The 24,963-nt window shown below is 55.8% G+C and carries 17 protein-coding genes; 5 read left to right on the top strand and 12 right to left on the bottom strand.

Annotated features, from left to right (window positions below; genetic code table 11):
- Positions 1-30: 30 nt before the first annotated feature.
- The 8 genes from MOV80_RS19525 to gltB form a co-directional block, all read right to left on the bottom strand.
- Positions 31-1,134: a glycosyltransferase gene (locus MOV80_RS19525; protein ID WP_107732877.1), complete on the bottom strand. Its 1,104-nt coding sequence runs from the start codon at positions 1,132-1,134 to the stop codon at positions 31-33.
- Positions 1,135-1,205: 71 nt separating this feature from the next.
- Positions 1,206-2,015, bottom strand: a complete 810-nt coding sequence (locus MOV80_RS19520; RefSeq protein ID WP_107732878.1) for a glycosyltransferase family 2 protein — start codon at positions 2,013-2,015, stop codon at positions 1,206-1,208.
- Positions 2,012-3,220 carry a glycosyltransferase gene (locus MOV80_RS19515; protein WP_107732879.1) on the bottom strand — a complete coding sequence of 403 codons (1,209 nt, stop codon included), beginning with the start codon at positions 3,218-3,220 and terminating at the stop codon, positions 2,012-2,014. The genes MOV80_RS19520 and MOV80_RS19515 overlap by 4 nt, the downstream gene beginning before the upstream one ends.
- Before the next feature lie 8 nt (positions 3,221-3,228).
- Positions 3,229-4,482 (bottom strand): oligosaccharide flippase family protein, encoded by a 1,254-nt coding sequence (locus tag MOV80_RS19510; protein ID WP_107732880.1) that lies wholly within the window; start codon positions 4,480-4,482, stop codon positions 3,229-3,231.
- Between the two features lie 4 nt (positions 4,483-4,486).
- A complete protein-coding gene (locus MOV80_RS19505) occupies positions 4,487-5,791 on the bottom strand; it encodes a glycosyltransferase (RefSeq protein ID WP_162897128.1) in 1,305 nt (434 codons plus the stop codon).
- Positions 5,788-7,776 carry an asparagine synthase (glutamine-hydrolyzing) gene (gene asnB / locus MOV80_RS19500; protein ID WP_107732882.1) on the bottom strand — a complete coding sequence of 663 codons (1,989 nt, stop codon included), beginning with the start codon at positions 7,774-7,776 and terminating at the stop codon, positions 5,788-5,790. Before asnB ends, MOV80_RS19505 begins: the two co-directional genes overlap by 4 nt.
- A gap of 942 nt (positions 7,777-8,718) precedes the next feature.
- Entirely contained in the window at positions 8,719-10,131 is a 1,413-nt protein-coding gene (locus MOV80_RS19495; RefSeq protein WP_107732883.1) for an FAD-dependent oxidoreductase, read from the bottom strand.
- A 98-nt stretch (positions 10,132-10,229) separates the two neighbouring features.
- Entirely contained in the window at positions 10,230-14,678 is a 4,449-nt protein-coding gene (gene gltB, locus MOV80_RS19490; RefSeq protein ID WP_019101973.1) for a glutamate synthase large subunit, read from the bottom strand.
- A 282-nt stretch (positions 14,679-14,960) separates the two neighbouring features.
- Between gltB and MOV80_RS19485 the strand changes: the two genes are divergently transcribed.
- The 3 genes from MOV80_RS19485 to MOV80_RS19475 all read left to right on the top strand — a co-directional run bounded on the left by MOV80_RS19485 (position 14,961) and on the right by MOV80_RS19475 (position 20,700).
- Entirely contained in the window at positions 14,961-16,481 is a 1,521-nt protein-coding gene (locus tag MOV80_RS19485; protein WP_249605408.1) for a phospholipase D-like domain-containing protein, read from the top strand.
- 430 nt (positions 16,482-16,911) lie between these two features.
- Entirely contained in the window at positions 16,912-19,167 is a 2,256-nt protein-coding gene (locus MOV80_RS19480; protein WP_118268332.1) for an arginine/lysine/ornithine decarboxylase, read from the top strand.
- A 99-nt stretch (positions 19,168-19,266) separates the two neighbouring features.
- The gene (locus MOV80_RS19475; RefSeq protein WP_118268333.1) at positions 19,267-20,700 is read left to right on the top strand and encodes an ATP-binding protein; all 1,434 of its coding nucleotides are present in this window, start codon (positions 19,267-19,269) and stop codon (positions 20,698-20,700) included.
- A gap of 18 nt (positions 20,701-20,718) precedes the next feature.
- Here the strand turns inward: MOV80_RS19475 and MOV80_RS19470 are convergent, their stop codons facing one another.
- Together MOV80_RS19470 and MOV80_RS19465 are read right to left on the bottom strand one after the other, a co-directional pair.
- Complete coding sequence (locus MOV80_RS19470) at positions 20,719-21,348, bottom strand: LysE family translocator (RefSeq protein ID WP_043590018.1); 630 nt, start codon at positions 21,346-21,348, stop codon at positions 20,719-20,721.
- A 62-nt stretch (positions 21,349-21,410) separates the two neighbouring features.
- Positions 21,411-21,797, bottom strand: a complete 387-nt coding sequence (locus MOV80_RS19465) for a DUF488 family protein (protein WP_019101969.1) — start codon at positions 21,795-21,797, stop codon at positions 21,411-21,413.
- Positions 21,798-21,903: 106 nt separating this feature from the next.
- On the opposite strand from MOV80_RS19465, the gene MOV80_RS19460 reads away from it, so the two are divergent.
- On the top strand, positions 21,904-22,515 hold the full coding sequence (locus MOV80_RS19460) for a LysE family translocator (protein ID WP_118268334.1): 612 nt from the start codon (positions 21,904-21,906) through the stop codon (positions 22,513-22,515).
- A gap of 7 nt (positions 22,516-22,522) precedes the next feature.
- Positions 22,523-22,972 (top strand): GNAT family N-acetyltransferase, encoded by a 450-nt coding sequence (locus MOV80_RS19455; protein ID WP_118268335.1) that lies wholly within the window; start codon positions 22,523-22,525, stop codon positions 22,970-22,972.
- Between the two features lie 19 nt (positions 22,973-22,991).
- Here the strand turns inward: MOV80_RS19455 and MOV80_RS19450 are convergent, their stop codons facing one another.
- Positions 22,992-23,774 carry a ferredoxin--NADP reductase gene (locus MOV80_RS19450; RefSeq protein ID WP_043589904.1) on the bottom strand — a complete coding sequence of 261 codons (783 nt, stop codon included), beginning with the start codon at positions 23,772-23,774 and terminating at the stop codon, positions 22,992-22,994.
- An 80-nt stretch (positions 23,775-23,854) separates the two neighbouring features.
- Positions 23,855-24,910, bottom strand: a complete 1,056-nt coding sequence (locus MOV80_RS19445) for a nitronate monooxygenase (protein ID WP_081575115.1) — start codon at positions 24,908-24,910, stop codon at positions 23,855-23,857.
- Positions 24,911-24,963 lie beyond the last annotated feature (53 nt).

The following is a 24,963-nucleotide window of genomic DNA, read 5'->3' as shown; positions in this document are numbered from 1 at the left end:
GTGCCCATATGACTTTATCCGGCACTGCGCTCAACGGCCCACAGACTTGTACAACCTCATCCAACGCGGCGTACGGAAGCGAACAATCATCAGATACAGACGTATGTAACTGAGAATAAAGACTAAGACAAAACCAACTAACACAAGCGTGTTATTCCAGAACAACATTGCAGGCACAACTGAGCAAGAAGACAAAGCCCATAAATATGGAGAGGTAAGGCTGTTTCGCTGTGTTAAATGACGAATCTCTTTTGACCCCACCATCCAACGCACCACTCGACGGTAAATCATTTGGTGCAAATGCAAGGCATCAGGATACCCTACAGCCCGCCCCTGAAGAAATTTCCTACGATAAATCGAGAATAAAGTTTCAAAGACAGGATAGATAACACATAACAGCGGAAACCAAGGAGATACTGCTGGATTTCGTACAATCAAGAGTACAGAAATTTCAGCTATCATAAACCCAACTAGGTAGGCGCCACCATCCCCCGCAAACATTAACCCTTTCGGAAAGTTCCAAAATAGAAAACCTAAAATTGCACCGATCATGGCAAAACACACACTCATCAGCACCACATCATTAACTTTGAAACAGACATAAATTATAGCGAGAAATATAAATATAGCCACCACACCCGAAAGTCCATTGTAACCATCGATAATATTCATAGCATGGGCAACCCCACCAACAGCAACTACTGTCAACAATACAGAGACCCAAACAAACCGAGACAGCACAAGATCAGCCCATGGCAGACCCAATCTAAACAAACCAGCATTCAATAAAATATAGGCAAGTAAAGCGGCAACGAATGTGGAAAATAGCCTCGGCGCAGGTCCTATTTTTTTTGTGACATCCTCAATCAAACCAGCAAAAAAAGCGGGAATGGCAGATAGCAGCAGTAGCAATGGCCACCACACCTCATTCAGAAAACTGGACAACAAACATCCAGCTAACAAACCCAGCATAATAGGTACACCACCTATTCTTGGAACCGGAGCTGCATGAAATTTTTGAACGCTACTCACATCACTATCTGCAGAATAGTGTGCATGCAGGTGGCTATACCGAATTAAAATCAGCCCAGATAACAATGCAAAGAACAAAGCCAACAAGAATATTTGTAGCATACATTTAGTCAGTCACGTAGAGATTAGCAATTAAAAATCATACCTGCAAGATCACGAAGGCTCAAACGAACTTACTGCTTGACAGGCAAACCCTCCAGACATATTTTATTTAGCCTCCGCCTCCCTGGATCAAAAAACCAGCCCCATTTTAAAAAATATTGGCATGCTGACTTTATATGCAAGAAAAACATTCTATTATTTTTATAAGAGCTCTGTTCGAAATGATGCAAAATAGAAACCCCACCGACATAAACAGCACCAAATTGCTCTGCGGCTCTTCGTGAAAGATCTACATCTTCGAAATACATGAAGTAGCGCTCATCAAACCCTTTAAGAGCCAACAAGGCCTCTTTTCTGAAAAACATAAAGCACCCAGACAAGGAGGGCGCAAAAAAAGTACAGCTAAAATCAGCATTCTGCAGAAGATAATTCTTACTTGTCCAACGCGCAGCTGCTGGCAGCAATCTCCGCACAAAAGAGTCCAGCGGCGTAGGCAATAGACGACACACCTCCTGTCTTGATCCGTCTGCATTGCTGATCGCCGGCATAAACAAACCGGCCGGGCATTGCTCTGCCACCTCTATTAATTTTTTTAATACATCAGAGGAAAACTCAACATCTGGATTGCACACAAGATAATAGTCACTCTCGGCAGCGAACTTATTAATTGCCTGATTATGCCCATGCCCATAACCTTGATTAGATGATGACTTAACATACACAACTCTTGGGTCACCCATCTTCCGAGCCCATTGGCAGTCAGAGTTATCTACTAGAATCAATCTTTTCACAACATCACTGGAGAGAATTGAGTTAATTGTCGGCAATACTTTCTCCAAACTGTGCCGATACAACACGACTGAGACAATCACACTTTTCATGTTTTTAACTTAGCCTTCCCAACGACACCCTCATAAAAATCAGCCAGCTTTTTAATCGCATTTTCTTTAGAAAATCTAGCTTCAAAATCCCTACGTATGTCTTCTTGATGAAAAGAAGCATAATTTAAAAAAATACTTTGTAGTGCACCTGACAATTCTCGAGCATCCCCTACATCAACCAATAGTCCATTTATCTCATTCACAATGGACTCCGGTCCTCCGCAGCGGGTGGCTACGACAGGTAAGCCACTCGCTATGGCTTCTAAATAAACAACACCAAAAGTCTCCAAATAAGAGGGCAATACAAATACATTGGCTTGCGTAAACAAAGACGGCACATCTTCCCTTTTCACATGACCAAGCCAGCAAATCAATGCAGCGATGCCCAATTGATTCGCTTCCTCCTTGAAGCTCTCCAGCTCCGGTCCATCCCCAGCAATAAGAAAGCGCACCTCTCTACCGGCTGGTGACCAATACCGAATCGCTTGTAATAAACAACGGACACCCTTTTGCTCATTCATAGTACACAGCGTAAGAAATACAAATGGCTTATCTGTACGAGTGTGTGGCTGAAAGCTCTCTTCGTCGATGAAATTAGGAATGATGACCGGGAACCCACAGCCTTTTTCCGCCATAGACCGTGCGAGGTAGGGACTCACAGCAACGACACCATCAGCCGAGGTATACGCTTGTTTTAACGTAGGAATGACCTCACCCCGTTTTACCAAACTTCGAAAGGGAAATGGTCCCATATGCTCTGTAATTACATAAGGAACATCGAACTCCTCTGACAATTTTTGGGCAATAACCCCTGCTGGATACCCAACATGAGCATGTATGATGTCAATTTTTTCAAAGGTCTTAAGTGCTATTAAAAAATTCTCTCTATTTGTAGCATAAAGCTGCGCCCACCCCCCCCAAGGCAACCGATGACTCCAATGCAGCGCGGCATTTCTAATTTCCACATAGTACGGAGACACATAATGCAAATAAGGCTTCCGATTTTTCATCCACCAGCAGAGTGCTTTCACCAAACGCCAGGGGGTACGTATAGGCACTTCGGTTTCAGCATGCCCCCATAAGCTAACAATCACTTTTTCACAATAACTACTCTGGCTATATAGAAATAACTGCTCTTTGGTAAAAATTCCGGCAGAAGGGGAGGAAGCGCTTGGGTACCAACTAGGAATCAGAAAAACATTCATTCGTCACCTCATTTCCTTCCATCTAATTTTTGCAGCCCCACCACATTGTAAAAAATAATTTGCAAAACCTCAAAAACGCTAAAGACTACCAATGCAATCATCAAACTATTTAAAACATATCCGAGCGTTAAAGAAAAAACACGCAACAAAAAGGATAGAAAGGAAAAAAAGAGTGAACCCTTCTGAAAATTCATAATAATATAAAAGCTTGATGTAGGAGAGCTAACAAACATGGCAAACAAAGCAGGACTCAAAATAACAGCCATTTCTCCAGCAACAGCCCACTTCTCACCAAACACAAAACTAAAAATCTCTTTCCCTACAAAAAAAAGCACGCAAAATGGAAGTAGGCCCAATAGCATTAGCGAACGCCAAGTTTTGAACAACCTCAACCGAAGTCCAGCTACCGTCTCCCCATTTTGTGAGGCGCGTTGAAAGAAAACCTGACCCACAGCGCCTCCCACAACAAATAAAGGCGCTGCCAGAATTCTCCATGCAAGACTGAACTGTCCAGCCTCTCCGCTTGAGAACAAGCTTGAAATTAGCAGAACCGGCACTTGCAGAGAAACGATATCAAGCAGCGCAGCAGGTAGAAGATAATATGCTGTATTACGATTTTTAAAGAGCTGTTTAATGGCTGCACTTAAAAAAATATTTTCATGCAAACTATACAAATAAAACATTAGAAAAAAAATGGGTATAAATACGCTGATCGCTTGCGCCACAACCAAACCGTAAGCATAACCAAACGACCCCATCAGCAATGCAGCCAGTGCCAACGAAATACCCTGCCCAACACGAATCAGAGATACCCAGAAGAACTGTTGCTGGCGATTTAGCCACTGCAAAAAACTATTACATACCGCGGTACATGCGGAGACAAGTACTAACCCTATCATGAGCACACCGCTTGCGAGCAAATTTTCAATTGGCTCAGGAAGAAATTGTGCCACAAAACATAAAAAAAAGAACAATAATGGGGAAAAGCAAAAAGAGAGTAAGATAACGCCAATTAATAGATGCAAGGCTTCATCTTGGGAGGCTGCAGGAATAATCCGAACATCCAACCGCAACGTCACAAGAGTGCTCACGACACCGACAATAGAAAGAAAGATAGCTAACTGGCCAAAAGCTTCAGGAGAATATAGACGAGTCAACCAAGGGCTACATAGCGCAAATGCTCCCTGCCCCAAAGCAGCACCCATACCCAAAACAATCGAGTCTCGAACAAATAGATTATTCTTGATTTTTTTAACCAACATGGGATTACACCACTTTATCACGGTCACGCATACGACTTATTAAATCTTGTCGCATCTTCTTTGTGATAACATCTCTTCGGAAAGACGAAAGCAAGAGTGGATCTATATGGCATTCCTTTTTACCATCCCGAACGAGATCAAAGATTCGCTTGGCAATCAAATCACTATCATTTTCATAGCAAGCTCCCGCCTGGAGTTCCTGAATAATTTTCCCAACCTCCATATCAGAAGAAGTACCAATTGCCATAATTTCCGTCCTGGAAATCATATATTCAAAAATTTTTCCACTAACAACTCCTTTAATTGCCTTCCCCCCATTTTCCTGCGCTCCAAAAAATAATAGTAAATCCGCACCCACCTGTGCTTCCAGAGCATCTTCTCGATTAACTTGTCCCAAGAACTGAATATAAGAAAAAGCCACAGGATACTGACGCGCCTTTTCTTTAATAGCGTCATTGTCACCAATGAAAATAACTTGGAGCTGGCTTTGCTTCACATGGGCAGACACCATTTCTAATGCCTTTAAGAAAGGCCGAATATCATATAAATGATCTATATATGCCCCGGTATAGACCAGTTTTCGCGGTAAACCACTAGAAGTGACACAAGACTCGCTTTTTTCTTTAACATCTCGCGATTCATAGCCGTTTGTATAAACTACTGCTTCCTTGCCATGCAATTGACTTAAATAGTCTGCTAAGGCATGACTTACCGTGGTTATTACATCCGCATGTCTCAGGCATGCTATTTCATTTTTAATTTCCAAATTTTTAAACAGATCAATCCCAGTAAAAAAGGGATTCCCCGACCAAAGATCTCGATAATCTGCTGACCAAAATACTTTGGGGAACTCCCTCTTCAACCGAGAGGCCACAAGATGAACGGGGTATGCTGGGGAAGAACTTATTATCAGATCAATACCAAACTGCATAATTAAGCGACGCGCTACTCGCACTGCCGATGGCACCCAAAGGCTTCTTGGATCTAGAAAATTACAAAAAATATTTTTCTTGAGCCGTCGATGAGTTCCTTTCAATACCGATAGTAGCTTATTTTTCTTAACATTTTTTTTAACATCAAACCTGCCATCAACTAAATCAATTTTTTGTACGCTCCCCCAATAACCTACGGAGTAAACAGAGACGTCTCCTCCTCCGAGCTCTGCCCGTAATGCCCCAGTACCTTTAGGTGTACTAATAACAAAAACCCTATCGCCCTCTTCAGAAAAGTACCTACACATTGCATTAGGACGCTGCGCCCCGACGGATTCTTGTGGAGAAAAATAGTTACTAATAATCAATACATTCATATTTTTACACCAAAAACATCCATCCAGCATCCAAAATTGATGATCCGCCATGGCTGAAAATTGAATGGGGTTCGGCCATCAATCATATTTTCTAAAAACTGTCTTGCATTATCAGGCTGAAAAACACCTCCTGCTTGGTCTAGTGCCTTATCTAAATGTGCCCTAAACATCTCAGGAGCGACTTTACGCAGCCACAATTGTTCTGGCGTCACAAAACCAAGCTTATCATAGCGATTCTTGATCTTATCAGGCAGATACTCTTCCATACTGTCTCTTAGTATTCGCTTAGTAACTGCTTTATTTATCTTGTACTCATCAGGGAGTCCAGTTGTAAATTCAACCAACCTGTAATCAAGGAATGGTACTCTAGACTCTAAGGAGTGTGCCATTGAGTTTCGATCCTCCCAGTGCAGTAACATTTGAAGATTGCTTTGTGTCAGCTGCGTTAACGAGTGAGCTCGAACACTCTTTAATATATCTGGACTCATAAACGGATTTTGACCGCTCAAACACTCAATATTTAACCACATTGGGGCAGCATGAGCCCTCCCATCCATCGACTTTAATTTATCTTTCACAACCTCGGGGAGCAGGCCATTCGCAAGATATTTTAGACTCTTAAAACCATACCCATGAAGATGATGCATTGCACTTATTTCTTGGGCCAGTTGTAAAAATTTTCCTTGCTTAAGCAAGGTATTTAGATAGGGCGTAAAAAATGAGTGATAGCCGGCCAACTGCTCGTCGCTACCTTGCCCATCTAGCATTACCTTGACTCCAGCCTCGGCAGCCATTTGAAATACATGCCATTGTGCGTTGATACTAGTTGAGCCAAAGGGCTCATCCTGATGCCAAGTAATCTTTTCCATTTGTTCAAAGACATCTTGCACATTTGGTTGGCAGTAATGCGCAATAGAGCCAGTTTTGGCAACCGCAAGCTCAATCCATTTTTTTTCACTAAACTGTGGAAACTCTGAGCAGGCCGAGAAAGTATGTTGCTTCACAGGGGCACCGCTACCCTGGAGCAGATGATTTACCACTCCCACGATGGATGAGGAATCCAAACCACCGGAAAGGCAAGAACCAAGAGGTACATCAGCCCTCATTCTCAAGCGAACGCTATCCTCAAATAAGTTTTGAAATAGATTGCACGCTTCATAATAAGAGCCCTCAAATTTTTGAGGACTCAAACTATACCAACGAGATATCTTTAGACATTGCTCGGCTTCGCTGCGCTTGCAATCAATGAATAGTTGATGCCCAGGAGGTAGCTGAAACACATTCTGAAATAATGTTTTAGAAGTATGATCTAAAATTGAAAATGCCAAAAAATCATAAGCTGTTTCACGATCTAGCTTTGGATCCCAACCATTCAATATGGAAAACTGCTTAATTTCAGATGCAAAAAAGATACTTCCATCTCTTTCTCGCATATAATAAAGCGGCTTAACACCAAACCGATCACGGGCAACAAAAAGTGAATCAACAAGCGAATCATATATAATAAAAGCAAACATGCCATTGAATCGAGACAAGCACTCTTGCCCCCATTCGGCATAAGCTGCCAAAATTACTTCTGTGTCTGTTTTAGTTTGAAACACATATCCCAAGCTGACAAGCTCAGTCCGAAGCTCCACATAATTATATACCTCTCCATTATAACTTATCCAATAACGCCCATTGGCATAGCTCATCGGCTGATGACCTTGAATCGACAAATCAACGATTGATAAGCGACGGTGAGATAGGCCAACTCGCAAAACGAGATGCTGCTGCTCCGCAATTTGAAGTTGTACTCTATTCTGATCATTATCATTAACACGCTGAGTATCCTCCCCATCGAGGCACAGCCCTGTGCGTCCTTCTTTGGGTCTGATGAAAAATCCTTCATCATCAGGTCCTCGATGACGTATGATGTCCGTCATTGCTTTTAATTGCTGTACTTGTCGTCCTCTAGGGGAAAATATACCTGCGATCCCACACATACTATTTCCTAATTTAATTACTAAAAGTGCTTATATTTCAAGCCGTCTAGGAAAATCTCTCAGAGTAGCAGCCATCTCGCAACTATAGTTCCAAACAATTCAGTAAAGAAAAGCTTAGACAGCAAGCACTCACAACTTAAGACCATGCCACCACAGGAAATAAACCAATGATTCGCTAGATCTTGCTAAATACACTCCGGAGCATCGAAACTGCTCAATCCAGTACTATTTTCGGCAACATGCTTTGCAATAATATTCATTTTTGGCCAAGAAAACGTCAGTGTTCAAGCACATAAAAGGAAGATCACTGACTCACTCTTACCAAGATTAGCCTATTCACATGCGCCTCTCCCCTTCCCTACTCTTGTACAGTCCTCCTGAAGCAAACGATCATCCTGCTGACATGACACTACATCGTGCACATGACATAGCCCATAAGGACTAACAGGCATATTTTTAGCAAGAATATTACTAGGGATTAGACGATATAGTGCAGTCTTATTCAAGGAAGCCGCTCAAAAAGCCCTTTGCAGCATGACGGCTCTGCATGACGGTAGACGCTGAGCGTAGGCGTTCTGCAGCAGCATACCGTTGTTGAGCAAGTGAATAACTCATTGTGTGGGAAAAGAAGGATCGGCCAACAAACGTCAATCACTCAATGGGAGAGCCCCTCCCTTCCCCTTGACCGTTGGCCGGCTTGTTCACCCTCCTACGAGATAGGATAGCATCGTGGCCGAAGAATACCGAATTGAAGGCATTTTACATGGTCATAGCCAAGGGAAAGGCTAAGTGTTACCTAGGCTAGCATCGCCAGCCAATTCTACAGGCGTCGACCCATAGCGTGTCAGGGATTAGAAGAAAACGTGTTGAATGACAGACGACATCCCCCAACAGCAGACTCAACTCCTTGTTTATCAAGACAATACAGACTCAGACAAACCATCATACCTCTAAAAATGCTAGCAGCCCCTCCGCAGCCTGCCGTCCTTCAAACACAGCCCGCACCACCAAATCCGCACCACGGACCATGTCACCACCGGCAAATATCCGCGGATGACTGGTCTGATACGGATATTTTGCACAAGTCGGCGCAAACGTGCGACCGTTGTCCGCTGTAACAACACCCTGGCCCTTAAACCATACAGCCGCTTCCGCTTGAAAGCCGAAAGCCACAATAACGTGATCGCATTCAATCAAGGTCTCACTGCCTGGCATCACCTCCGCATTGCGACGACCCTTGGCATCCGGCTCGGCCAAGCGGGTCTCCGCCAACTTAACCTCTAGCACGCCATCCTGCCGCCGCTCAATCCCAAGCGGCTGCCGACTCCACAAGAAATCAACAGCCTCCTCCTTGGCATTAGCCACCTCGCGCTTGGAGCCCGGCATATTCGCCTCATCGCGTCGGTAGGCACAGATCACGCTTTTGGCGCCCTGGCGTATCGCCGTCCGGTTGCAGTCCATCGCCGTGTCGCCACCGCCCAGCACCAGCACGCGTTTGCCTCGCATTGAAATGGAGGTCTCGCCCTCGGGCAGCGTACCCAGCCCCTGACGAACGTTATTGATCAAATAAGGCAAAGCCTCCAACACTCCGGGCAAATCCTCTCCAGGAAAACCGCCCTTCATATACTTGTATGCGCCCATGCCCATGAAGATGGCGTCGTATTGTTCCAGCAGTTCTTCTATCTGGACGTCCTTGCCGATCTCGGTGTTGAGCACGAACTCCACCCCCATGCCCTCCATGATCTCGCGGCGGCGCTTGATCACCGATTTTTCCAGCTTGAACTCGGGAATGCCGAAGGTCAGCAGGCCGCCGATCTCCTCATAGCGGTCAAACACCACAGCCTTGACGCCATTGCGCACCAGCACGTCGGCACAGGCGAGGCCGGCCGGACCGGCGCCGATCACCGCCACTTTCTTGTCCGTCCACACCACCTTGGACATGTCCGGCCGCCAGCCGGCCTTGAAGGCCTCGTCGGTGATGTATTTTTCGATGCTGCCGATGGAAACCGCGCCAAAGCCTCCCTGGTTCAAGGTGCAAGCGCCTTCACACAAACGATCCTGCGGGCAGACCCTGCCGCAAATCTCCGGCAGGCTATTGGTTTTGTGCGACATTTCCGCCGCCTCGAACAAGCGCCCCTCCTCCACCAGCTTCAGCCAGTTGGGGATGTAGTTGTGCACCGGGCACTCCCATTCGCAGTACGGATTGCCACAGGACAGGCAGCGGCCGGCCTGGTCGGCCGCATCCACGCTGTGCAACGGTTGGTAGATTTCTTTGAATTCGATCTTGCGCACCGAGGCGTCGACCTTGTCGCCGGGGTTGCGCGAGAGCTTCATGAATTGGAAAACATCGCTCATGGTTGTTTCCTGTCTTGCTGTACCCGCCGCTCACCGGCGGCCGGATTTTGAATGAGGTGTGGGCGGGACGGCGTGTGGGCCGCCCCGCTCTGCGCGTCTTAGTCCTTGAGCAGGCTGTCTAGCGTGGCCGCCTTGGGTTTGACCAGCCAGAAGTAGTCGACGTAATCGTCGAAGTTCTCCAACATCGCCTTGGCCGTCTCGGAGCCGGTCAATTCAACGTGCTTGGCGATCTTTTCCAATAGATAAGCGCGGTACATGCCCATGGCCTCGCCGTTGATCAGATGGATGTCGATCAGCTCGTTGTTGTAGCGATAAGCGAATTTCTCATTCGGGTCGTAGACGAAGGCGAAGCCACCGGTCATGCCGGCGCCGAAGTTGTAGCCGGTTTCACCCAGCACGATGACGCTGCCGCCGGTCATGTATTCGCAGCAATGGTCGCCCGCGCCTTCGATGACGGCCAGCGCGCCGGAGTTGCGCACCCCGAAACGCTCGCCCGCCACGCCGGCGGCGAACAGTTGTCCGCCGGTGGCGCCGTACAAACAGGTGTTGCCGATGATGATGGACTCGCCCGCCCGGTATCCGGCGTTCTTGGGCGGGTAGATGGTCACCCGGCCGCCGGCCATGCCTTTGCCGACATAGTCGTTGGCATCGCCTTCCAACTCTAGGTGCAGGCCGGACGCGTTCCACACGCCGAAGCTTTGACCGGCGCTGCCGCTGAACTTGATCTTGAGACAGCCGAACGGCAAGCCCGCGGCGCCGTGAACGCGGGCGATTTCGCCGGACAGGCGCGCACCGATGGAGCGGTGGGTGTTCTCGATTGGGTAGCTCAGCTCCAGCATCTGTTTATTGTGGATGGCGGACAAGGCGTCCTGCAGAATGGCTTCCGCCAATTCGCCCTTGTCGAAGGAGGGATTGCTGGCGCTGACGCAGAAACGCGGCTCGCTGTCCGGAACCCGGCCTTGCGACAACAAGGGCGACAGGTCGAGCTTCTGCTGCTTGTCGGTGTCGCCGGCCGCCAGGCTCAGCAGGTCCATTCGGCCGATCAGCTGCTCCATATTGCGCACGCCCAGCTTGGCCATCCACTCGCGGGTTTCGCGCGCGATGAACAGGAAATAGTTCATCACCATTTCCGGCAAGCCGGTGAAGTACTTGGAGCGCAGCTTGATTTCCTGGGTGGCCACGCCGGTGGCGCAGTTGTTCAAATGGCAGATGCGCAAGTATTTGCAGCCCAGCGCCACCATAGGCCCGGTGCCGAAGCCGAAGCTTTCCGCTCCCATCATCGCCGCCTTGACCACATCCAGCCCGGTCTTCAAGCCGCCGTCGGTCTGCACCCGCACCCGGCCGCGCAGGCCGTTGGCGCGCAGCACTTGCTGCGCTTCGGACAGGCCCAGCTCCCAAGGGGAGCCGGCGTATTTGACCGAGGTCAGCGGCGAAGCGCCAGTGCCGCCGTCGTAGCCCGAGATGGTGATCAGATCGGCGTAGGCCTTGGCCACGCCGGCGGCGATGGTTCCGACGCCGGGCTCGGCCACCAGCTTGACCGACACCAGCGCGGACGGGTTGACCTGCTTGAGGTCGAAAATCAGCTGCGCCAGGTCTTCGATCGAATAGATGTCATGATGCGGCGGCGGCGAGATCAGGCTGATGCCTTCCTTAGCGTGGCGCAGCCGCGCAATCAGGCCGGACACCTTGTCGCCCGGCAGTTGGCCGCCCTCGCCCGGCTTGGCGCCCTGGGCCACCTTGATCTGCAGCACTTCGGCATTGACCAGGTAATGCGGCGTGACGCCGAAGCGCCCCGACGCCACCTGCTTGATCTTGGACATCTTCTCAGTGCCGTAGCGCGCGGCGTCCTCGCCGCCCTCGCCGGAGTTGGAGCGGCCGCCCAGACGGTTCATCGCGATCGCCAGCGCCTCGTGCGCCTCCGGCGACAAGGCCCCCAGCGACATGCCCGCGGAGTCGAAGCGCTTGAGGATGGCTTCCACCGGCTCCACTTCATCGATAGAGATGGGCTCGCCCAACGGCTGCACCTGCATCAGATCTCGCAGCATCGCCACCGGGCGCTGGTTCACCGCCTCGGCGTACTGCTGATAGGCCTGGTAGTCGTCGTTCTGCACCGCCTTTTGCAGCAAGGTCACCACGTCGGGGTTGTAAGCGTGGTATTCCTCGCCGTGCACGTACTTGAGCAAGCCGCCCTGTGAGATCGGCCGCATCGGGTTGAAGGCGAAACGCGCCAGCTTGCGCTGATCGTCCTCGAAATCGGCAAAACCCGCGCCGGACACTCGCGACACCGTGCCCTTCAGGCACAGCTCCACCACCTCTTCATGGATGCCCACTGCCTCGAACAGCTGTGCGCCACGATAGGAAGCGATGGTGGAGATACCCATCTTGGACAGTACTTTGAGCAAACCTTTGTTGATGCCCTTGCGATAGTGCTGCAAGGCTTCGTTGAGCTTGAGTTTGACCTCGCCGCTCTGCACCAGCTCGATGATGCTCTGGTAAGCCAGGTAAGGGTAGACCGCGGTGGCGCCGTAGCCGATGATGCAAGCCATCTGGTGCGCGTCGCGCACCGTGCCGGTTTCCAGCACGATATTGGTTTTGCAACGCAGGCCGCTGTCGATCAGCGCGTGATGCACCGCGCCAGTGGCGAACAAGGCAGGAATAGGCAGCCGTTGCGCCGTCACGTGGCGGTCGGACAGCACGACGATGACGGTGCCCTCCTCCACAGCTTCGACCACATGCCGGCTCAGGCTCTCTATCGCCTGGCGCAGATCGGTCTCGGCCGGGTCGTAGCACAGATCAAAGGTCGTCGCCTTCAGATAGGGCTCCGGCCGCGTGGTGACGCGGGTGAATTTCTCGTGCGACAGCACCGGCGAACGCACTTCCAGCCGCTTGGCGTGCTCGGCGCTCTCCTCGAACATATTGCGCTCGGGTCCGAACACCGTATTCAGCGACATCACCACCGCTTCGCGAATGGGGTCGATCGGCGGGTTGGTCACCTGGGCGAACTGTTGGCGCAGATAATCAAACGGCGAGCGCACCTTCCGGCTCAGCACCGCCATCGGCGTATCGTCCCCCATCGAACCCACCGCCTCCTGGCCGTCCTCGGCCAGCACGCGCAGGATCTGATCCCGCTCCTCGAAGCTGATGTTGAACAACTTCTGCAGGCGCGCCAGCTCGTCCTTGGACAAAGGCTCGACTCCGGCGTCGTCCTCGATCGACAACTCCAGGTATTTGGCGCTGTCCTTGATCCATTGCCGGTACGGCTTGGCGCTCTTGAGCTGAGCGTCGATTTCCTCCGGCAGCAACAGCTCGCCGGTGGCCAGGTCCGCGGCGAACAGCTGACCCGGCTTGACCCTGCCCTTGCGCACTACGTTTTCAGGCTGGTAGTCCCACACCCCCACTTCAGAGGCGATGGTCAGCACATTGTCCCGGGTCAACACCCAGCGCGCCGGTCTGAGACCGTTGCGGTCCAGCATGCAGGCGGCGTAGCGGCCATCTGTGAGCACGATGCCGGCCGGGCCGTCCCAGGGCTCCATATGCATGGAGTTGAATTCGTAGAAGGCGCGCAAGTCCTTGTCGGTGGAGTCCACATTCTGCCAAGCCGGCGGCACCAGCAGGCGCAGCGCGCGGAATAGCGGAATGCCGCCCATCAGCAGGCCTTCCAGCATATTGTCCAGCGACATCGAGTCGGAACCGTCGGTCTGTACGATGGGACGCACCGCGTCCATGTCCAGATGCGGAGATGCCATGATGCGCTCGCGCGCGCGCGCCCAATGACGGTTGCCCTGCACGGTGTTGATTTCGCCGTTATGGGCGAGGAAACGGAAAGGTTGCGCCAGCTTCCATTGCGGCCAGGTATTGGTGGAGAAGCGCTGATGGAACACAGCCAGGCTGGACTCGAAGCGGGGATCGTTCAAATCCGGAAAGAACTTGGACAGGTTCTCTGGCGTCACCAAGCCTTTGTAGGACAGGGTGTGCGGCGACAAGGTCGGCAGATAAAAAAACGAGTCGTCCGCCTTATTGGCTTTCTCAGCCTGGCGACGACCCATGTACAAACGGCGCTGGAACATTAATTCGTCCATGCCGAACGGACAGTTAACAAAGACCTGGACCATGGCGGGAAGCGATGCCAAAGCCGCCTCCCCACAGGCGCTGTCGTCGGTGGGAACCTGCCGGAAGCCGGCCACCTCCAATCCTTGGGATTCCAGGAACTCGCGCAGACGGCGCAAGCTGCGCTCACCCTGCTCCGAATCGGGGTGGTGGAACACCAGACCGGCAGCGTACACTGGCTTCAGCGCCAAGCCTGCCTCAGCGGCGACTTCGCGCAAAAAACCGTCCGGCTTGCGAAACAGCAGGCCGCAGCCGTCGCCGGATTTGCCGTCGGCGGCCACTGCGCCGCGATGAGTCAGTTTGGCCAGCGAGGAAATGGCGGTATCCACCAGCCAGTGACTGGGTTTATCGTCAAGCTGGGCGATCAAGCCAAAACCGCAGCTATCCTGTTCGAAGTCCGGATGGTACAGGGTGCCCTGTAGCCAGCGTTGTCTGTCCATAGCTTTGTCCTGCTTATAATGTGAAACGAATGTTTCGATTCTAAGGGCAAGGAGCTTGACCCTGCAACCGGTTTTTGTGCACCGCATTAGACGATAAAAATCATCAAGTTACAGCATGTTTTTTAATTTTTCGATGTCGAAAAATCGTATTTTTACGACGGATTAATTGTGATTTTGTGACGCGAACGTTCAATAAAACGACTGTCAAGCCGCCTTGTCAAGGACATCCAAAATGGCTCTTTTAATCGAATTAAGTATATTGTCAAACAATAGCCAAGCATAATGCCCATCCTGTCTCCTTCTCCCGCCAATCAGGAGCTGATCCGTCACCTGGCCGAGCAGGCGTTTTCCCGCTCCGCCGGCGCCCCGCTGGTGGGCGGCAATCACCTGGAATTGCTCTACGACAGCGCGGAGAATTTCCCGGCATGGGAACAAGCCATCGCCGATAGCCGGGAGTCGATATTCATAGAGATGTATATCTTCGCCAACGACGCGTTCGGCCTGCGGGTGCGGGACCTGCTGACCGAGCGCGCGCGCGCCGGGGTGAAGGTCTGCGTGCTTTACGACTGGCTGGGCAGTTGGAAAACCCATCTGGGCAGTTTTTTCAAGCCCTTGCAGGCCGCGGGAGCGGAATTGCGCGCCTACAACCCGCCGTCGCTGACCGCCGGCCTCAGCATGCTGGGCCGCAACCATCGCAAGCTGATCGTGATTGATCGCCAGACCGTCTTCGTGTCCGGCCTGTGCATCAGCTCCAGTTGGGAAGGGCGGCCGGAACGCGGCCAAGAGCCCTGGCGCGATACCGGCGTCAAATTCAGCGGACCGCTGGCGGCCGACGCGCTGGCCGCCTTCGCCGACAGCTGGGCCAGCTGCGGCGGCCCGCTGCCCGAGGAATGGCTGACCCCGCCGCCGGCGGAGAACCGCGGCGCAGTGGCGGCGCGTCTGATCGCCACCACGCCCGCCACCGCGCAAATGATGCGCCTGGATTTGCTGATCGCCTGCTTCGCCCGACGCACGCTGTGGCTGACCGACGCCTACTTCATGGGCACCAGCATGTATCTGACCGCGCTGAAACAGGCCGCGCGCGACGGCGTCGACGTCCGCTTGCTGGTGCCGCGCTCCAGCGACATCGGCTGGATCGCCACCGTGTCGCGCACCCAGTATCGCCCGCTGCTGGAAGCCGGCGTGCGCGTCTTCGAATGGGACGGCCCGATGATCCACGCCAAGACCGCGGTAGCGGACGGCCGCTGGGCGCGCATCGGCTCCACCAATCTCAATCTGTCCAGCTGGCTGGCCAACCGCGAACTGGACGTGGCGGTGGAGGACCAGGCCTTGGCGGAAAAGCTGGCCGAGCAATTCCTGCAGGATCTGGACCACGCCACCGAAGTGATTCTGGCCGGCCAGCGCCGCCGCCCGACGCTGACCAAGCCGCGCCCCAAGGACTATCACGGCCTGCTGTTGCCACCGCACACCGCCGCCATCAGCGGCGCCAGCGCCGCCGCGCGGCAAGCGGCGCGGATTGGCGACGCGCTGGGCGTGGTGGTGCGCGGCACCCGCAATGTCGACGCCAGCGAGGCGTCCGCCTTCCTGACCATAGGCATGGCCCTGCTGATCTTCGCCGGCCTGATCGCCTTCTTCCCCTGGCTGGTGGCCGCGCCCTTGCTGTTTCTGCTGCTGCTCAGCGGCGGCGCCATCGTCGCCAAGGCTCTGGGCTTGTACTGGGCCAGACGTGGCAAAAAACAACAGCAGCCGCCGGCCGCGCCGGCAAGCGCTCAAGATCGCACGCCCCAGGACAAAGGCGATTAAAAACAAATCCTTGACCTAGGGCGAGGTCTTCAATACATCCCCGCCGCACCGCGTGAGGCCGCCGCCGGGCGCTTTTTTCGCCGAAAAGTTTTTGCTGCGCAACAACATGACAAGCAAAAGGTCTAAAATGCGCGCTTTCTTGGGATGTTCTCCAGGCCGGCAGACGTGAAGCCCGCGCGGATTCCAGCGCGAGCCGACTACGGACCGCGGCGCAAAGCGCCCTGTTTTTATTCGCGCCTCAAGGCCAGCCTCCATGGCGGCGGCGGACCCCGCGTCTGCCCGTGCGTACAGAACTGCGCCCCAACGCGCACCGAGTGACACCGCAAAGGGTTACAGGTGCCCGCGGCTCCGGCCCCGCCTACGGCGAACCGGCGGCCAACCCGCGTCCCGCCCCGCGCGTGTCCGAGTTAAAGCAACTAAGGACTCAGGTATGCGTTTTCATTTCCCCATCGTGATCATCGACGAGGACTTCCGCTCGGAAAACACCAGCGGCTCCGGCATCCGCGAACTCGCCGCCGCCATGGAGGCGGAAGGCATGAGCGTGATCGGCTACACCAGCTACGGCGATCTGACTTCCTTCGCCCAGCAGCAAAGCCGCGCCGCCGGCTTCATCCTGTCGATAGACGACGAGGAATTCCACACCGAGGACGCGGCGCAGGAAGCGCTGGGCAAACTCTACGGCTTCGTCGCGGAAATCCGTCGCCGCAATCCGGACATCCCGGTCTATCTGTACGGCGAAACCCGCACCGCGCGCCACATTCCCAACGACATCCTGCGCGAGTTGCACGGCTTCATCCACATGCACGAGGACACACCGGAGTTCGTCGCCCGCCACATCATCCGCGAGGCCAAAAGCTATCTGGACAGCCTGGCGCCGCCGTTCTTCCGCGCGCTGGTGGACTACGCCCACGACGGCTCTTACTCCTGGCACTGCCCCGGCCACTCCGGCGGCGTCGCCTTCCTGAAGAGCCCGGTGGGCCAGATGTTCCACCAGTTCTTCGGCGAGAACATGCTGCGCGCCGACGTCTGCAACGCGGTGGACGAACTGGGCCAGTTGCTGGACCACACCGGCCCCATCGCCGCCTCCGAGCGCAACGCCGCGCGCATCTTCAACGCCGACCATCTGTTCTTCGTCACCAACGGCACCTCCACCTCCAACAAGATCGTCTGGCACAGCTGCGTGGCGGCCGGCGACATCGTGCTGGTGGACCGCAACTGCCACAAATCCAATCTGCACGCCATCATGATGACCGGCGCGATCCCGGTGTTCCTGATGCCGACGCGCAACCATTACGGCATCATCGGCCCGATTCCGAAGTCCGAATTCCAGCTCGACAACATCAAGAAGAAAATCCAGGCCAATCCCTTCGCCCGCGAAGCGCTGGCCAAGAACCCGCAGGCCAAGCCGCGCATCCTGACGCTGACCCAGTCCACCTACGACGGCATTCTCTACAACGTGGAGGAAATCAAGCATCTGCTGGACGGCGAGGTCGACACCCTGCACTTTGACGAAGCCTGGCTGCCCCACGCCGGCTTCCACGATTTCTACGGCGACTTCCACGCCATCGGCGAAGGGCGGCCGCGCTGCAAGGACAGCCTGATCTTCTCCACCCAGTCCACCCACAAGCTGCTGGCCGGCATCAGCCAGGCCTCGCAGATCCTGGTGCAGGACCCGGAGCAGCGTCAGCTGGATACCGCCTGGTTCAACGAGGCCTATCTGATGCACACCTCCACCAGCCCGCAATATTCCATCATCGCCAGCTGCGACGTGGCCGCGGCGATGATGGAACAGCCGGGCGGACAGGCGCTGGTGGAAGAATCGCTGGTGGAGGCGCTGGACTTCCGCCGCGCCATGCGCAAGGTGGACGAGGAATACGGCCGCGACTGGTGGTTCAGCGTCTGGGGCCCGGACGACCTGTCCGACGACGGCATCTGCGACCCGGCCGAGTGGCAGTTGCGTCCGGACGAGCGCTGGCACGGTTTCGCCGGCATCGAGGACGGCTTCAATATGCTGGACCCGATCAAGGCCACGGTGCTGACCCCGGGCCTGGATGTGGACGGCAGCTTCGAAGAGATGGGCATTCCCGCCGCCATCGTCACCAAGTACCTGACCGAGCACGGCGTGGTGGTGGAAAAGACCGGGCTGTACAGCTTCTTCATCATGTTCACCATCGGCATCACCAAGGGCCGCTGGAACACGCTGATCTCCCTGTTGCAACAGTTCAAGGACGACTTCGACAAGAACCAGCCCATGTGGCGGGTGATGCCGGAGTTCATCGCCAAATATCCGCAATACGAGCGCGTCGGCCTGCACGATCTGTGCCAGCGCATCCACCAGCTCTACAGCAAGCACGACGTGGCCCGCATCACCACCGAGATCTATCTGTCGGAAATGGAGCCGGCGATGCGCCCGGCCGACGCCTTCGCCAAAATGGCCCACCGCGAAATCGAGCGCGTGCCGGTGGAACAGCTGGAAGGCCGCGTCACCGCGGTGCTGTTGACGCCGTACCCACCGGGCATCCCGCTGCTGATCCCCGGCGAGCGTTTCAACAAGACCATCGTCGACTATCTGCGTTTCGCCCAGGACTTCAACCGCGAGCTGCCCGGCTTTGAAACCGATGTGCACGGGCTGGTGGCGGCGGAGCTTGACGGCCGCAAGGTCTACTGCGTCGACTGCGTGAAATGAGGAACGGCGGGCGGCGCTCCGCCCGCCGCACACTTTCTACACAATAATCCTTAACACACCAGGCTGGCGCGCCCTCGGCGGCGTGCGATAATCGCCGCCATGATGTCATTGGATCGCCGCTACGCCCTCACCGCCTGGCTGTTGCTCAGCCTGGCGGGCTGCCTATGGCTGGGCTGGCGCCAGTTTGGCGAATTGGAGCAGCGCTTCCGCCAGGAATCCTTTATTGCCCTGCGCCTGCTGAGCCAGAAAGCCTCGCAACACGACGCGGTGCTGGCCACCCTGGCAGCCTCGGAACAAAGCCGTTTGCCGACCGACATGCTCAAGCGCCTGCAAACGGCCATGCCCCAGCTCAGCGCCATTGGTTACTGGCGGCAACAGCAATGGCATGGCGACCCCGGCGGTCTCCGCCCGCCGCTGGCCTTGTTGTGGCAGGCCCAGCAACAAGGCCAGACCGTCCTCGGCTTCGACGCGCAACAGCGCTACTGGCTGCAAAGCCCCGGCGGCTGGGCGCTGCTGATCGATCCGCTGCACATGCTGGTCCAAGCCGAACTGCCCGAACCGCTGGAAAACATCTCGCTGCAATTGCGCGGCCATCGCATCGAATTGCTGCAACGCAAGGCCGGCGCGCCGGCTAATGACTGGGACCTGAGCCTGGACCGCAAACTGCCCAGCACCAGCCAGCCCTTCCGTCTATCCAGCCGCACCGCCTTGAGTTGGAACAGTTTGCCCTGGATGGAAATCCTGCTGTGGAACGCACTGCTCGCAGCCATTGCCGTCGCCTTGTACGCCAGGCATCGCCAACGTGCCTCTCAACAACGTCAGCAGCAACAGGACCGGCTGGCCGCTCAAGCCCGGCTCAACACTCTGAATGAAATGATGGCCGGGCTAGCGCAGGAGTTGACCCCACCGCTCACCGCCATCATCGCCAACACCCGCCAGCTGGAGCGGACGCTGGACGAACCCTCGCAGCGCGAAACCGTGCGCGACACGCTGCTGGCCACCGGCGCGCAAGCGCGTCGCGCCGCCGCCTTGATCAGTCGGCTCAGTCGCCTGCTGGCCCATCCCAAAGCCACTGAAACCACGCCGCTGGACCCAGACGCCCTGGTGAATTCCCTGCTGTTCCTACGCCAAGCCGAACTGGCCAACCAAAACATCACCCTGGAATGGCATAACTTAAGCCCGGACGAATGGCCCCGCGCGGAACGCACCGCGCTGGAACAGATCCTGCACAATCTGGTGCAGAACGCCTGCGACGCGCTACAAGAACAAGGCGGTCGCATCGTGATCAGCGGCGAAAGCGACGGACACAACTATCGTTTCAAGGTCATAGACAACGGCCCGGGGATTCCCGACGCCATCCTGCCCAAGATCTTCCTCCCCTTCTTCACCACTCGCTCCCGCGGCATGGGCCTGGGTTTACCGCTATGCGAAACCCTGGCTCGGGCCCAAGGCGGCAAACTGCACGTGCAAAACGCCGCCAACGGCGGCGTCATCGCCCAGTTGATTCTGCCCTGGGCCAGGCGCGACGCATGAGGCGTTGAACAGGCGCTCTCAGTCCTTGCTCGCCAGCGCCAAGCGCAAAGCCAAGCCGCCAAACACCGAGGCCAGCAGCCATTGCGGCAGCCGGCTGCTTCCCAGCCTGTCGCCAAGCGCGCGCCCGAAACGGCTGGCCGCCAAGATGATCGCGCCGTTGATCAGCAGGCCGATCCCGTTCAGCACAGTAGCCAACACCATGATCTGCAGGGAAACCGGCCCAGCTGACGGGTGCACAAATTGGGGGAACAAAGCCAACACGAAAAGCGCCATCTTTGGGTTGAGCAAGTTGGTGATCAGACCTTGGGCCACGATGCGCGGCATCGATTGCGCGCCCGCCGCGCCGGGGATGCTCAACACACTGCCGCTACGCAGCGTGGTCCAAGCGAGGTAGAACAGGTAGGCGGCGCCGGCGATTCGCACCGAATCGTAGGCCATTGGCGCATGCGCGAACAACTGCGCCAAGCCGAAGGCCGCCGCCAGAGCATGGCAGTAAGTCCCCATCTGAATACCCGCCAAGGTGGCGAAACCAGCCTTGCAACCCTGGCTGGCGCTGCGGCTGGCGATCAACAGCATATCGGGACCCGGCGTCGCCGCGAGCGCGACGCAGGCGAGGCTGAACAACAATAGCGTAGACAAATCAGGCATGGCGGACATTCCGAATAGATACAAATTGCCATGATACAAGCCGGCCCGACTGAATCAAAGCCTCAATCCAGCGCCGCGCCGCGTTCCCGCAGCAAAGCCCGCAGCACCGAACGATGGCAGCGCGCCTCGTCCTGACAGTAACAGCCGATGGAAAAGTCGCTGCCGTGCGACAGCGCCGCTAGCAAATCCAGCTCGCGGCTTTGCGCCGGCGCCTTCATCTCCGCGCGATACGCCCGCTCGAAAGCCTGCCATTCAGCGGAACCCTGCGCGGCCTGTGCCTGTTTCACCAGCTCCGCGCTAGGCGCCAGGTTGGGAAACCAGACGTCGTACCAATCACCGCTGGCAAACGCCTCCTTGGACACACCGCGCGGAGGCCTACGCACCGTACCGATGCGCGGGCCCTCCTGCGGGTGACGCGGACTGCCCAATTGCACGACACGTATCGTCATAGCTCGCTCCCCAAAACAGCGCGGCCCGTGCGCCGCGCGCAACAACATTGTCATCAATGGCGAACCCTGCGTAGACTAAGGGCCTGCCCCAACCAGAACAATCCTCATGCAACACTATCCGCTTTATCTACTGATGGCGGCGGCCACCGTGGTCAGCCCCGGCCCCGGCATTTTGATGACCCTGACCAATTCTCTGCGCTTCGGCCTGCGCGGCACCATGGGCGGCATTCTCGGCACCGCCTGCGGCTCCTTCATCGTCGCCGGCGTGTCGGCCACCAGCCTCGGCCTGTTGCTGGCGGCCTCAGCGCTGGCCTTCACCGTGATGAAATGGATAGGCGCCGCCTATCTGTTTTATCTTGGCGTCAAACTTCTGCTCGCGCCGGCTTTCCGTTTCGATGAGATTAAAACCCAGCCGCGCGGTTTTGCCCGACGCTTTGGAGAAGGCATGGCGGTGCAACTGACCAATCCCAAATCCATTTTCTTCTTTCTGTCCATCTTCCCTCAGTTTATCGACACCCAGGGCGCTTACGCGCCGCAGTTCCTGCTGCTGGTCGGCACCTTCAGCAGCCTCATCATCCTGATCCACACCGTGTACGCGCTGACCGCGCAACGCGCGCGGCGCTGGCTGGCCAGCGAACGCGGCGGCAAGTGGGTGAACAAGGCTGGCGGCATGACTTTTCTGCTGTTCGGTGCCCTGCTCGCCAACGCCAACAAGTAACAGCGCCATGCATCTGCAACAGGAATCGCCGCGGCAACACGATGTATTGGAACTGATTCGACAACTGGACGAATACCAGGCCGCCCTCTACCCGGCGGAAAGCAATCACTTGATGGACCCGGCGGAGCTGGAGCGCCAGCAGGTTTACTTCATCGTCGCCCGCGACGACAAGCATGCGGCGGTCGGCTGCGCCGCGCTGGTGCCGCATGAGGATTACGGCGAAATCAGGCGCATGTTTGTGGCGACGTCCCAACGCGGCAAGGGCGTGGCTCAGGCGCTGCTGGCGCGCCTGGAGGAAGAAGCCCGCGCCGCCGGCCTGTCCGCGCTTAAACTGGAAACCGGCGTGTCGCAGCCTGAAGCCATTGGCCTGTACCGGCGCGCCGGATTCGATCCCTGTCCGCCGTTCGGCGACTACCGGCCCGACCCGCTTAGCCTGTTCATGAGCAAGGCCTTGTAGGCCGGCCGGCTTGCGACGGCTACCAGCCATTCTCCAATACCAGATGGCCCGGCGCGCTTTGCCGGCTCATCCGGTAGCCCATCTTCATCAATTGCCTATGGGTGTCCTCCACCATCGCCGGGTTGCCGCAGATCATGAAACGCGAGTCTTCCGGCGACATCGACAGCCCAGCCGCCCGCTCCAAACGTCCATTGGCCAGCAAGGCCGGTATACGTTCGTCCAGCACGCCTTCCGGCGCGTCGCGCGTCACGATGGGCAGGTATTGCAGTTTATGGCCGTGCTCTTCCCACAACGGATGCTCGCATAAAGAAGCAATGAAATCCTGGTAGCTGAGCTCCTCGGCGCGTCGCACGCAGTGCGCCAGCACGATGTGCTCGAAACGCCGCCACTGAGCGGGGTCTTGCAGAATCGACAAATACGGCGCCAAACCGGTGCCGGTGGCCAACAACCACAAATCCTTGCCCGCCGGCAGCCGGTCCGCCAGGAAGAAGCCCATCGCCTTCTTGTCCAACATCACTTCCGCGCCCACCTGCAGCCGCGCCAGACGCGAACTGAACTGGCCGTCCGGCACCACGATGGAATAGAACTCCAGATACTCGTCGGTCACCGCCGAACACATCGAATACGCCCGCCACACCTGACCGCCGTGTTCGCCCAACGGCAGGCCCAGCCTCGCGAACTGCCCCGGCTCAAAACGATAGGCGTCCGGCCGCCGCAAGCGGAAGCTGAGCAGATTGTCCGCCCAGCGCCGCAACCATAAAATGGGTTGAACCGTGTATTTCTCTTCGATCGCTGTATCCATTGCTCGCCAATACCCAAGTAAATCACTCAAGTATTGTCCTCCAGATCGGCTACGGCTTCAAGCCGGCGTCACAGAGGCGCTCAACGATAGGCGGCCAGCCATTCCTCATGCAGCGTGGCGACTAGTTGCCCCGCGGGCAGCTCCCGGCCGGCGGCCACGTTTTCGCCAGCCCACAAGGATAGAAAATCAGACAGTTCTGCCTTGGCCGCAGCAGCTCGCAAGGGCCCGGTCAAGGCGTTCATCACAGGATAAGCCGGCACCAGGTCTTCCTTGTCGGCCATCAATTCCATATAACGGTTGCTCAGGCCGCGCGCGTGGCGCCCGGAAAACGCGCGGGTCAAACGGGTGCCGCCGGGCGCGGCCTTGGCCAGCTCGCTTTTCCACAAGGCGGAAATGCCGGACTCCGGACAACGCAAGAACGCAGTGCCCAACTGGCACGCCTGGGCGCCGTGACGCATCGCGGCGGCGATGTCGCGCCCATGCATGATGCCGCCGGCGGCGATCACCGGCAGCGGTTGGTTCTGCGCCAATTCGTAAACCAGCGACAGCGTCGGCCGCAGGCTGTCCTGCGGCCGGCCGATGAAGGTGCCGCGATGGCCACCCGCTTCCCGGCCCTGCGCGCAGATCGCGTCAGCGCCCAGTTCGGCCCAGGCCAACCCTTCCGCCATATTGGTGGCGGTGCCGATCACGTCAATCTTGGCCTGCTTCAACAATTTGAGCTGATTGCGGTTGAGGATGCCGAAGGTGAAGCTGGCCACCGCCGGCTTAGCCTCCAGCAACGCTTCGAACTGACGTGCGAACGGCTCACAGAAGCGCTCCGGGATTTGCGGCGCCGGCAGTCCCAGTTCACGGTGCAGCGGCGCCAGCCATTCCAGCGCCTGTTCCAAGGCCTCTCTGCTGGGAGCGGGATCCTCCTGCACAAATAAATTGATGCCGAAAGGCTTGTCCGTGAGGCGACGCACCACGGCGGCTTCGCTGAGCAGGCGTTCCGGCGGCAGCAGCGCCGCCGCCAGGAAACCCAGGCCGCCGGCCTGGCTGACCGAGGCCACCAAGGTAGGGGTAGTGGCGCCGCCCGCCATCGGCGCCTGAATCAAAGGGGTGTGCAACTGCCAGCGACGACACAAAGCGGAAGCCATATTTATCCTCAGATTACGCCCGCGCGGGCGTCGGTTGAAAGACTGCGCTATCA

It is taken from the genome of Chromobacterium sp. IRSSSOUMB001, from assembly GCF_023507765.1.
Lineage (GTDB): Bacteria > Pseudomonadota > Gammaproteobacteria > Burkholderiales > Chromobacteriaceae > Chromobacterium > Chromobacterium haemolyticum.
The sequence above is the reverse complement of the archived record's forward strand: the minus strand, read 5'-3'. Positions and strand labels throughout refer to the sequence as shown.